The 12,586-nt window shown below is 40.6% G+C and carries 10 protein-coding genes; 9 read left to right on the top strand and 1 reads right to left on the bottom strand.

The window, feature by feature from the left end; translation table 11 throughout:
- Nucleotides 1-97: 97 nt before the first annotated feature.
- Nucleotides 98-409: a hypothetical protein gene (locus AC6CH7_RS03645; protein ID WP_498261389.1), complete on the top strand. Its 312-nt coding sequence runs from the start codon at nt 98-100 to the stop codon at nt 407-409.
- A gap of 15 nt (nt 410-424) precedes the next feature.
- Here the strand turns inward: AC6CH7_RS03645 and AC6CH7_RS03640 are convergent, their stop codons facing one another.
- Nucleotides 425-1,522, bottom strand: coding sequence for an alkaline phosphatase family protein (locus AC6CH7_RS03640; RefSeq protein WP_498261388.1), 1,098 nt, complete (start codon nt 1,520-1,522; stop codon nt 425-427).
- A 360-nt stretch (nt 1,523-1,882) separates the two neighbouring features.
- Here AC6CH7_RS03640 and AC6CH7_RS03635 point away from each other — a divergent pair, with 360 nt between their 5' ends.
- From AC6CH7_RS03635 to phnA, 8 genes are all read left to right on the top strand, one after another.
- Nucleotides 1,883-3,079 carry a metallophosphoesterase gene (locus AC6CH7_RS03635; RefSeq protein ID WP_498261387.1) on the top strand — a complete coding sequence of 399 codons (1,197 nt, stop codon included), beginning with the start codon at nt 1,883-1,885 and terminating at the stop codon, nt 3,077-3,079.
- A gap of 49 nt (nt 3,080-3,128) precedes the next feature.
- Complete coding sequence (locus AC6CH7_RS03630; RefSeq protein WP_498261386.1) at nt 3,129-3,824, top strand: CDP-alcohol phosphatidyltransferase family protein; 696 nt, start codon at nt 3,129-3,131, stop codon at nt 3,822-3,824.
- The gene (locus AC6CH7_RS03625) at nt 3,824-4,234 is read left to right on the top strand and encodes a GtrA family protein (protein ID WP_498261385.1); all 411 of its coding nucleotides are present in this window, start codon (nt 3,824-3,826) and stop codon (nt 4,232-4,234) included. The genes AC6CH7_RS03630 and AC6CH7_RS03625 overlap by 1 nt, the downstream gene beginning before the upstream one ends.
- Nucleotides 4,235-4,459: 225 nt before the next feature.
- On the top strand, nt 4,460-5,350 hold the full coding sequence (locus AC6CH7_RS03620) for an alkaline phosphatase family protein (protein ID WP_498261384.1): 891 nt from the start codon (nt 4,460-4,462) through the stop codon (nt 5,348-5,350).
- A gap of 264 nt (nt 5,351-5,614) precedes the next feature.
- Nucleotides 5,615-6,196, top strand: a complete 582-nt coding sequence (locus AC6CH7_RS03615; protein WP_498261383.1) for a helix-turn-helix domain-containing protein — start codon at nt 5,615-5,617, stop codon at nt 6,194-6,196.
- 253 nt (nt 6,197-6,449) lie between these two features.
- Nucleotides 6,450-9,614 carry a SusC/RagA family TonB-linked outer membrane protein gene (locus tag AC6CH7_RS03610; RefSeq protein WP_498261382.1) on the top strand — a complete coding sequence of 1,055 codons (3,165 nt, stop codon included), beginning with the start codon at nt 6,450-6,452 and terminating at the stop codon, nt 9,612-9,614.
- Between the two features lie 11 nt (nt 9,615-9,625).
- Nucleotides 9,626-11,116: a SusD/RagB family nutrient-binding outer membrane lipoprotein gene (locus AC6CH7_RS03605; protein WP_498261381.1), complete on the top strand. Its 1,491-nt coding sequence runs from the start codon at nt 9,626-9,628 to the stop codon at nt 11,114-11,116.
- 133 nt (nt 11,117-11,249) lie between these two features.
- Nucleotides 11,250-12,491: a phosphonoacetate hydrolase gene (gene phnA, locus AC6CH7_RS03600; RefSeq protein WP_498261380.1), complete on the top strand. Its 1,242-nt coding sequence runs from the start codon at nt 11,250-11,252 to the stop codon at nt 12,489-12,491.
- The last annotated feature ends 95 nt before the right edge of the window (nt 12,492-12,586 follow it).

Genomic DNA, 12,586 nt, shown 5'->3' with positions numbered 1-12,586 from the left:
TTTACTTCGTGTTAAGCCACGAAGAAATGTTAACATAATGATAATATGAAATTTACACTATCTTTATGTTGTTTTGTAATTCTTAAAAAAATATGTCATGAAAGATAAAAAAAAGGGATCTGCTATTAAATCTGCTATCAAGGAACTTCGTAAATCATTAAACACTCAAATAGCCACAGGAATTGAAGCAGTAGTTACAGGATTGGACTACAACCCTAAAGATGCCAAAAAAGAAATCAATAAAGCAGCAGCTAAATTAGCAAAAAAACTATCTAAAAAGCTTAAAGTAAGCAGCTCTGATTTAATTGAGGCAAGCACTGTAACTAAAAAAGCAGAGGCTCCAGTTAAAGAAACCGCCGCCACTGCTAAAGTTAAAAAAGTAGTTACCAAAGAGCCCGCTAAAAAATAAGGCTGTATTTAAGCGTTATTTAAGTAAGGAAACAGACTCAACTCGCTCTGCTACCGGGTGATTGGCAGTAAACTTAAAGCCCAGAAAATGAGCTAATGTTTGCGCAAACTGTTCCTGATAAATCTGCGCTTCAGTAGTCATTTCTCCCCTAGCCGGAGTATCCGGACCAATAACAGCTAACCAGGTTTCGTTTGAGTGCGCTGTTTCTGATCCATGACTAACCCAGCCTTTATCTATGCCGCGACCATGATCCGGGCAAATCATAATGGTGGTGTTATCCTTATAGAAAGGATCAGCCTGAAGACTTGCCCAAAGACTAGCAATCATTTTGTCCAGGTAATGACCGGCATCAAGAAAAGAATCATATTGCCCGGAGTGTCCAAACTCATCAGTATCAATAAAATCTATATAAACCAGTCGAGGATGATTCGCTGCTATATAGGTTTTAGCCAGGGCATAGGTCGTTAAATCGAAGCGTTCTGAGGCACCAAACGTATTGGGTAAAAGGTACTGCAATTCATTGGCCAGCTTTTGAGCCTCCGTTAAGTTTGCGCCTTTTACATCCTCATAAGGGTTATACAAAGGCATTTTATTCCTATTACGGTTTACTATGTTTCCTACTGCAGCCCAACCAGCAAAAGTTACCACCTTATTTTGATAACCTTTTTGCTTGTTTACAAACTCAAGCACATTTTCATTAGGGTTATCCGGATAGCTGTTCGAATTAATTGCCGGATCATAGTACCCACAAAGTGTTTCGCTCCTGCCGGGATAAGAGAACCAATATTTGTTTTTAACATTCACGTAATTCTTTAGGTCGCGGTTGCCGTATAGTTGTCCTTGTTTAGCAATGGTATTCCAAAAAAAAGGCATCAGCTTTTGTCTGCGCTCATTTGCAGTAGCTGCCCAATACTTTTTAACCAGTTCTGCTGAATCCTGCTTACGGTATTTTTTCGGGAACAACAATGAAGAGTCTGCCCCCTTGAAAATTTCCTGCCAGCGATACCCATCAATAGAAATAAGGATCAGGTTTTTTGTCTTACCTTTTTGAGCAAAGGAAGAGACAGTTGCAGTCATAAAAATCAACACAAATACAAGTAATTTTGCTTTCATAATTTTTAGTATATATAAACTTTAAGATTTAATAACAATAATTTAACAATGAGGTGTTTTTGAGTTAAATCCACATAATAGACACTAAATTAACCAAATAACTACAAGATCACAAACATATTTTTTTTAAAAATGTTTACAAATATTAAAAACTAAGCCAATCTATTGCAAATTTTATTTTACAATTATATTCTAGAAAAAACTGCCCCCGGACTTCAACCTGCAAACATGAAAAGATGCTACGGTTTTGTGCACGATCCCAGAATGGGCGTCATCGACGATACACAGTAATGTCATATTGAGTAACATACCAAACACTTTGCCATCCAAGCTGTAATTTTAATTCGTTTATAAAATTACATGAAGAGAAGAATCAGTGTTTTGCCACTAGCTGTAATAGCAATACTACTTTTTGTTTTGAACTGGTACGTGCTTTCGGGCATCAGAACAATAAGCTCAAACTCGTTTACCACCCCACTGTTTTGGGGTTTTATCGCGCTCACCACGGCCGCCCTTATTTACTCCATTATAAGAATGCGCGACAATGGCATGGATCTGCTTTTTAAAATAACCACCCATGTTTTCCTGATCCTGTTTGTCACGGAGGTGATATTTTCGGCATTCCTGCTGCTGGGCGACATATACAGATTGATCACGCAAGGACCCAGAAATATATACTGGGTCGAATTTGCCCTGCTGGTCGTTCTGTTTGTAATCTTGATATTTATTTACGGCATGATTAAAGGAAAATATGCCTACAGGGTAATTAAACACACCTTATTTTTTGATGATCTGCCTTCAAATTTTGATGGCTTTACCATCACACAAATCTCTGATGTACATGCCGGAAGCTTTAAAAATCCGACAGCAGTACAAAAAGGCATCGACCTGGTCAAAGCACAAAATTCTGACCTGTTTGTATTTACCGGTGACCTGGTAAACAATAAAGCCGAAGAAATTAAACCCTGGATTGACCATTTTAAACAAGTAAAGGCACCATACGGACAGTTTTCTGTTTTAGGAAATCATGATTACGGCGACTATGTACCATGGAAAAACGATGCAGAAAAGAATGCAAACCTGCAACGACTAAAAGAATACCATGAAGAGTTGGGCTACAAATTGCTACTCGACGAAGAGGTAACCTTACACAAAGACGGACAAAAAATTGTACTGGCCGGAGTAGAAAACTGGGGAATCGGCTTTGGCGAAAGAGGAGACTTAAACAAAGCTTTAGCAGGCACAGCGCTCAATGACTTTAAAATATTACTTTCACATGATCCCTCACACTGGGAAGCAGAAGTAGTAAAACACCCCTCAAAAGTACACCTTACCCTAAGCGGGCATACACATGGCATGCAATTTGGTATAGAAGCATTAGGCATCAAATGGAGCCCTGTAAAGTATCGCTACGCACATTGGGCTGGCATAACAAGCAGAAATGGCCGGTTTTTAAACATCAACAGGGGCTTTGGTTTCCTGGGATTTTCGGGCAGGATTGGCATATGGCCAGAGATAACTGTAATAGAATTGAAAAAATCGCCTGAAATAAGTTAAAATACCTACTTTTGTACCTCGTTATAAAAAGCATATTTGCAACCCCTGAATGGAAGAAACACAAGATCTGAAAAGGATATTTCAAGACAGAAAAAGAACTAACATCTTAAGAAATGCCGAGCAAAACACCATTTCTTACCTCGTAAAACGGGTTCCTTCATCCATCAGCTCAGACATGCTAACCTTTGCAGGCACTTTTGGTTCGGTCCTGGTTCTGGCAGGTTTTATTTTAGCTACATACGACAACCGCAGTTTTCTATTGCTTGGCATTTTAGGTTTAGCTATCAACTGGTTCGGCGACTCGCTTGACGGAAGAATCGCTTATTACAGAAACATTCCAAGAAAATGGTATGGCTTTTCTTTAGACATTATAATGGATTGGGTAAGCACAGTACTTATTGGACTGGGTTATATGGTATACGCCAGAAACGAATACGAACTTATCGCATTCGTTTTTGTGGTTTTATATGGTTGGGCAATGATCATTTCGCAGTTACGCTATAAAATAACGGACATCTACAGCATTGACTCGGGCATTGTAGGTCCTACCGAAATCAGAATCATACTGGCCCTAATACTTATTGCTGAGGTTCTTTTTGGACACTTAATAGAATATTTTGCTGCAGCAATCTGTATCACGCTGTTTATCATCAACTTTTTAGATACCAGAAAACTGCTAAAACTTGGCGATATTCGTGACAATGCAGAGCGAGAAGCTCGTTTAGCCAAAAAAGATAGTGTTTAATGAGTAAAAAGAATGCCGTATTTGTTTTTGCCAAAGCCCAGCTTTCTGCCTTTACCGGTGGAGTAGTTGACTATCTGGTAATGATATTATGCACAGAACTACTAGGCATTCATTACACCATTTCTATTGCTATCGGCGGAATAGTTGGTGCAGTGGTTAACTTCTCTGTAAACCGCTACTGGACTTTTACCACGGCAAATGCGAACAAAGCCCCGGTTGGACAACAACTGGCCAAATTTATATTTGTTGTTTGCGGCAGTATTTTATTAAAATCATCAGGCACCTATCTATTTACAACCTGGCTAAAGATAGACTACAAAATAACCCGGATTATGGTTGACATCCTTGTATCTCTGGGCTTCAACTACGTTTTACAGAAATACTGGGTATTCAGAAGAAAATCTCTTTAAGCTCTCAAAACCGACCTGATCTCTTCATTAAGAATTTGTAATATTTCAAATGTTTAGTTTAACTAAACATATATTTATATATATTTAACTTTTGAAAGAAAAAACAGTCTTACTGTACAAACCCGTGATCCTGATGCCTAAGCATAAACACGTCATCTTGATCAAGAGAACGACGGCAGCTTTAAGACGACAGATTGTTTTAGTAAAATTTTAAACCACAAACAAATGAAAAGATTAATTATTGCCTTCGGCTTATTCTGTTTTACGATGCAGCTCAATGCGCAGGTAAAAAAAGTAAAACATGTTGTTTTAATTGGATGCGACGGATTTGGCGCCTATGCAGTACCTGATGCTAAAATGCCAAACCTAAGAAAGTTGATGGAAACAGGATCATGGTCGCTAAAAGCCAGATCTGTACTGCCTTCTTCAAGTGCTGTTAACTGGGCATCGATGCTTATGGGCGCCGGACCAACTGAACACGGCTTCACAGAATGGGGCAGCAAAACGCCGGAAATTCCTTCCGCCACTACCACAAAATACGGTCTGTTCCCATCTATTTTTAGTGTAATCAGAGATCAGAAGCCCAACGCTAAAACTGCAGTAATTTATAGCTGGCCGGGCATCGGACCACTAGTAGAGAAAGATGCGATCAGCATTGTGGTACCAGGAAATGATAATGATGATTTTTGCGCAGATACAGCCGCCACTATTATCAAAAGAGACAAACCTTATTTCACTTTTGTACACCTTGATGAGCCAGACGGCACAGGCCATGGTATTGGACACAGAACCCCAGCATATTACGAGCAACTTCAAAAAGTTGACATCAGAATAGGCAAGATTGTACAGGCGGTAAAAGATGCAGGCATAGAGAACGAAACCATCATTATATTATCTGCTGATCATGGCGGAACAGGTAAAGGACATGGCGGAAAATCTCTAGACGAGGTCCAAATTCCATGGGTAATAAATGGCGCAGGAGTTAAAAAGAACCACGAGATTAAAGATGTAATAATTACTTATGATACCGGCGCAACCATTGCCTGGATACTTGGCTTAGAAGCACCTCAAAGCTGGAGAGGAAAAACTGTGGCAGATAGCTTTTCAGGAATATAACATATTCCCACCCCAGCCAATACAACAAGAATACACATACAGTATAAGTGCAGGGCTAGAATACCCTTTTGCATTACCCTTGGGATACCGTTTTGGTATTCCAAGGGTAATGCAAATGGCATCTTAATAGTAACTTCCTTATGTTCTTATAGCCTATGCATATAATTACTACCATATATTTATTAGTAACCAGACATAATTGATGGTAAGTTACCCCCAATTGAATTCCAAATTTTACTTACTTTTGGATAAAACGCGAAAACCATGGAAGACGATATTATCCTAAAGATCAGCTACAGAATAAAAGAAATACGAAAAGAAAAGAACATTACCATACAAGAGCTCGCTAATAGAGCCGGAGTAAGCAAGGGTTTGATCTCACAGATTGAAAATAACCGTACCATTCCATCGCTACCTGTTCTGATGAACATTGTACACTCTTTAAATCTTGATCTGACTGGCTTCTTTAAAGACATCTCCCCTGCCAATCACCAGGAAAAGGTTTTTGTAATCCGCGCCAACGACTATAAACCACTCAAAAAAGAAGCAGCCAAAGGATTTAACTACCAGCGCATACTTGCCCGCAACATTCATGGCGGCCCTGTAGATTTTGTATTATTGGAACTTAAAAAGGGCGCACGTCGTAATAAGATGGTAACCACCGATGCCTTTGAATACAAATATCTGATAAAAGGGAAAATTGACTACCTGATAGAAGATAAGAACTACATTCTGGAAGAAGGAGATTCTATTTTCTTCGATGGAAGGTTAGGCCACAACCTATCTAATATTGGCGACTCTGACGTGCTCATGTTGGTTGTTTACTACTTCATCACAAACGACTAATCAACACCCCCCTTTCGTACAAATAGTTTATAAATACTAAATACAAAATCAGTGTATTTAAGCTATTGTGAACTATTTATCTTAAAATACATCGTTCAGATACAGTAAATGACATATACAGTAACTTTTATATAATTTTTTGCCTGAAATTATATATTCAAAAGTTTAGCATTTCTTAACATATTGTTTACATAAAGTATTTATATTTGTATAAATACTAAACAATAGTATAGCCAAACTAAACTTTTAAAATATGAAAATTTGTTACTTATTAAAAAAGACAAGTCTGCTCACGATAGTGATGTGGCTTTTAACTTTTGGTGTTACCTACGCCCAAAGTACAATTACAGGCTCTGTAGTTGATGAGAACAACCTGCCACTGGCTGGAGCTTCTGTAAAGATTAAAGGCAATAAAAGTGGAACGACCACAAACACCGAGGGTAAGTTTAGCATTTCTGCCGCCTCAAACACCATTCTTGTAATTAGCTTCATTGGCTATGCACCAAAAGAAGTCAACATTGGTTCGCAAAACTCAATAAATGTAAAGCTTGATCCTGACCAGAGTGCTTTAAATGAAGTGGTGGTAACCGCTTTGGGTATTAAAAAAGAGAAAAAGCGCGTCGGGTACGCCGTACAGGAGGTTAAAGGTGAGTCACTACAAAAAGCAATAGCACCCAATGTAGTGGAATCACTTACCGGAAAAGTAGCCGGCTTAACCATCACCAATAATGGAGGGGACTTTTTCTCCACCCCTGGAATATACCTGAGAGGGCGAAAACCGCTATTGGTGGTTAACGGAGTTCCCACAGATACCGATATGTGGAACATCAGTTCAGACGACATAGAAAACGTTACCGTATTGAAATCAGCTGCAGCTTCCGCACTTTACGGTTCCCGTGGAATTAATGGCGCGATCCAGATCACCTTAAAGTCTGGGAAATCAATAGATCAAGGCACAACCATTTCCATCAATTCCTCTACAACCTTTCAGGGTGACTTCATACGTATTCCCAGAGCACAAAACCAATATGGACCAGGAAATGCCGGACAGTACTCGTTCGGTACGGGAGCTGCAGGTGGTGGTGGCATCAATGATTATGACTACTCCATCTGGGGACCTAAATTCGATGGCAGATTAATTGCCCAGTACGATTCGCCAATCGATGCTCAAGGCAAAAGGATCCCTACACCATGGGTGGCCAGATCAAGTGACAACCTTGGTAATTTCATGGAAACCGGCCTCGTTACTTCAAACAACTTTTCCGTGCAGACCCAAGGCGAACATGGCCATTTTGCAATTTCCAATACCTATAAATATTCAAAAGCTTCCCAGCCGGGCTCCAAACTGGACGTCAATATCACCAGGCTAAACGGAACCTTAGATATATCCAAAGTATTGTCACTTGAAGGTTCATTGCAATACGATTATCAGAATTCCAACAACAGGCTTGCAGCAGTATACGGCCCTACTTCTATCATCTACGACCTTGCCATCTGGGGAGGTGCACATTTTGACATCAGAGATTTTAAGAATTACTGGGTACCTGGCAAGGAAGGAGTTCAGCAATTCTTCGTGGAAAACTGGCGCTACAATAACCCTTATGCCTTAGCACATGCCTGGCAAAAACCCTATGAGAAAAATGACATCTTAGGAAACTTAAAACTAAACTTCAATATAAACAGCAAACTTAATGCGTTCATTAGAACCACATTAAATACCTATTCATTAACCGAAGAAGAAAAAATTGCGGTAAGTATTTACAACTATGACATTTCAGACCGTGGTGGTCGGTACCGTTACAGCCATGATAAAATCCTGGAATCCAACACCGACTTTTTACTGAGTTATTCAGACACCTTTTTAAATAAAAACTTCAGCCTGGATGCGACTCTTGGGGGAAACCAGCGTTTTCACAATGCCGATTTCTTTGCTGCCTCAACAACAGCCTTGGTGGTACCGGGAATCTTTAAGTTAAGTAATTCTGTAGATAAAGTAACCCCCACCAGTTCAAAGTTTAGAAAAGGAGTGTATAGTGCTTATGGCTCAGTGGATCTGGCTTATAAAAACTGGGCTTATTTAGGGTTCACAGGCAGGGTCGATAAGTCATCTACCTTACCGCAAAAGAACAACTCCTTCTTTTACCCATCTGTTTCCCTAAGTACGGTGTTAACTGACCTTTTCACATTTCCAAAAGCCGTCAATTTCTTAAAACTTAGGGCCTCATATGCAAAAGTAGGCGGTGATTATGACATCAGCGGCAGCACTTACCAATTCTATAACGCAACCAATACTTACACCACCGGAGACAGGTACCGCAACTTGCCTATTGCTGGTTATCCTGACGTACTGGATAATCCGAATCTCTCCCCGGAATTCAATAGAGCTTATGAATATGGTGCAGAGGCCAGGTTCTTCAACAGCAGACTGGGCTTTGACTTCTCTTACTACGAGAACAATTACGGGCCGCTGATCTTCACCCAACGCTTTTCACAAACCTCGGGATATGAAGGGAAACAACTAAACGGAAAAACAACCCAACGCAAGGGTGTAGATTTCTCCGTAAATGCGATACCGCTGCGTACAGACAATTTTACCTGGTCAACTTTGGTGAATTTCGATATGGGAAGGGAATACCTGACCTCGTTACCTCCCCTACCTGATGGTACACCGCAGACACAAGAAGGAAGAACAAAAATAGGTGGACGTATAGGAGATTACTGGTACAACGAATGGGAAAGAGCCCCGGATGGACAACTGGTTATCGAATCTAATGGCTTACCAAGAAGAACAGATGTGGTGCGTCTGGTAGGAAACACCCAGGCCAATTTTCTGCTAAGTATGAGCAACACCTTTACTTACAAAAACTTTTCACTTAATTTTTTGGTTGATGGACGATTTGGTGGAGTAACCTACGACAGTTATGAAAGGGATTTGTGGCGATCGGGATCACACCCGGATGCAATAGGCCCTGAAAGAGAGCTTTCGAATATTGCCTATGCAAATAAAACTGATCCAAAAACCATGCAAATTCAAGGGGTAAAAATCGTAAGTGGTGAAATTACCTACGATCCGGAAGGAAATGTTTTAAGTGACACCAGGAAGTTTGAACCCAGCACTTATAAAGTAGACTACCAAAACTGGGCAGGGGGCTATAAAGGCGCCTGGGAAAGTAATGTCATTGAAAAGACCTTTGTTAAACTAAGGGAATTGACGTTAACCTATAGCCTGCCGGCCAACTTCCTAAAACAAAAATTCATTAAAAAAGCGTCCATATCACTGGTTGGCAGAAACCTATTGTACTGGACGAAGGATAAGACCTACGGTGATTTGGATACCTATACATTGAGTACAGGTGACACAGCTTTACAGCATCCGGCACAACGCACCTATGGCTTCAATCTAAACTTTAATTTCTAAAACTTTTGATGATGAAAAACTTTATAGCAAAAGCAATAGTAGTGTTGAGCATAATAAGTCTGGCTACTGGTTGTAAAAAATTCGATGACCTTAGGGACAACCCCAACAATCCGGGGAAAGTACCGCCAAATCTTCTGTTTACAGCGGTTATACCACAACCGATCTCGTCATTTTCCGATGATTACATTAGCGCACAATACCATCTTTGGTCGGCAGTTGATAATGCTGCAGCGGTAAGCTATCGTTTCGGCAGTAATACTTTCAACTATGAAACCCTTCGCAACATCGATAAGATGGAGCAAGAAGGTGCAGCAACCAATGCACCGGTTTACGCCATAATGGGCAAATTCCTTCGTGCATACAACTACATAGAAATGACCAAGAAATTTGGCGATATCCCGCTTTCTGAAGCCATGAAGGGAGATGCACTACCTCAGCCAAAATACGATTCACAAAAATCAGTATACCTGCAGTGCCTGAATTGGCTTGACCAGGCCAACAGTGAATTAGGTACTTATATCGGCACTCATCCCCTGGAAAAAATAGCCGGTGACTTTTACTATAACGGCGACTTAAAAAGCTGGCAAAAAGCAATAAACGCTTATACCATTAGGGTATTGATATCGCTGAGCAAAAAAGCAGATGATGCAGACTTGAAGATCAAAGATCGTTTTTCAGCGATCATCAACAACCCAGCTCAATACCCACTAATGACTGGTTTGGCTAACAATATGCAGATTACCCATAGAGATGAGGATGGCTTTAGAGGAAATTACAATCCAAATGCGGCCGTATATCGTGCAAGTGTGGTATTGGTAGATACTTATGTAGACCTGCTGAAAGGGTATATGGATCCGCGTTTACAAAAAATAGCCGACCCTACGCCTGACGCGTTAGCGGCCAATCCGACAAATGAGACTGCTGTAAGAGAAGATTTTAATTCGTACGCTGGTGCAAACACTGCTGCAAGCGGCGCAACCAATGTATCGAGAAAACAAAATGGCGAATTATCACTTCCAAACGAAAAACGTTACTGGAATTTTATCGGGCAGCCATCGATACTAATCGGTTATCCTGAACAGGAATTAAACATTGCTGAAGCCGCCCATTTGGGATGGATTGGTGCCAGTGCAAAAACCCATTACGACAATGGTGTAAAAGCATCTATGGAATTTTACACTGTAGACCTTTCAGCGGCCAATGATTATGTGAATAATAAGGCACCGTATCTACCTGGAGCTGCCGGCTTAAAAAGAATACATGAACAAATGTACCTGGCCCTTTCAGAAAATTCAGGCTTGGAATCATTCTTTATGACCCGTAGAACAGGAGTACCTACCTATAAATTCTCAGATGAGAATAGTGTAACCAAGATTCCGGTTCGCTGGGCCTACCCTACTGCAGAAGATACCGACAACAAAGCGAATTACAGAGCCGCACTGAGGGCTCAGTTTGGAGCCGAAGTAGACGACAGAGACCAAATAATGTGGTTGTTAAAATAATGGTTGGTTAGTTGATGAAGGGCCGTTTAAACGCGGCTCTTTTCACTAATTTTACATAAACCAACCATCCTGTTTAACAATGACCAAAACAACGTCTTGAAAAGCAACTAAAAACAATAAAAACAACGTAATAATGAATAATATATCAACTCAACCCTTTTCAGTTAATGGTAAAACGTATACACCGCCGGCAAAACCCATTGTGGTAATTTGCATGGATGGCTCCGCAGATGAATATCTGGATACTACCATGGCACATGATCGAATGCCTAACCTCAAAAAAATGGCTTTGCAGGGCTACAGAGGTATGGTGCGTGGTGCATTGCCATCATTTACCAATGTAAATAACTCATCCATAGTTACAGGCGTTAGCCCTGCTGTTCATGGCATTTGCGGTAATTTCTTTTATGATACAGTAAAGGATCAGGAAGTAATGATGAACTCCTCGGAATACCTTAGAGCAGAAACGCTTCTTGCCGCAGCTGCAAATGCCGGCCGTAAGGTTGCAGTGGTTACTGCAAAGGAAAAACTGCGCGACATCCTTTCTTACAAACTAAACGGCATCGCTTTTTCGGCAGAAAAAGCAGATCAGGCAAAACTGGATACCCATGGGATTGAAAATGCAGAGCAAGTTATTGGTCACAAAACACCAGCTATTTACAGTGCCGAAGCCAGCTTATTTGTATTGCGTGCCGGTGTTGCTTTAATACAGAACGGAATGGCCGATTTCTTATACTTATCATTAACTGATTATATGCAGCATACTTATGCACCTGATACGGAAGAATCATTGGCATTTTATGAAGCTCAGGATGTTGAGCTAGGAAAAATGCTTGACCTGGGTGCTGTTATTGGTGCTACGGCAGATCATGGCATGAATGCAAAGGTTAAAGCCAACGGCGCGCCTAATGTATTGTTTATTGAAACCATGCTTACCGAGAAATTTGGCAATGGCTTTAGAGTGATTTGCCCGATTACAGATCCTTATGTAAAACACCATGGCGCTTTGGGTTCTTATGTCGCCGTGCATATAGACGACACATCAAAAGTTAACGAAGTGAAAAACTGGCTTGCGGTACAACCGGGAATTACAGAGGTATACGACAAAGAAACAGGATGCCGCATACTTGAGCAACCTACCGACAGAACAGGAGATCTCTTTGTATTGTCGGCCCGGGATGTGGTTGTTGGTAAAACCGCAGCTCATCATGACTTAAAAGCACTAGATGGCACACTGCGCTCACATGGCGGCAGGTATGAAGAAATGGTCCCGTTGGTTGTTTCTCATCCGCTAAATGCGACCTACAAAATGAAAACACAGGGCGACCCCCGCAATTTCGATGTGTTCGATTTTACCGTTAATGGTACTAATTAAGTAAATGATGTTAATTAAATATTAATCGTCATCCTGAGCACCCGGCATTAGAAAAAATACAAAAAAGTGGTAATGACAATCATACTATCGTCTCG

It is taken from the genome of Pedobacter sp. GQ55 (genome assembly GCF_059758925.1).
The sequence above is the reverse complement of the archived record's forward strand: the minus strand, read 5'-3'. Positions and strand labels throughout refer to the sequence as shown.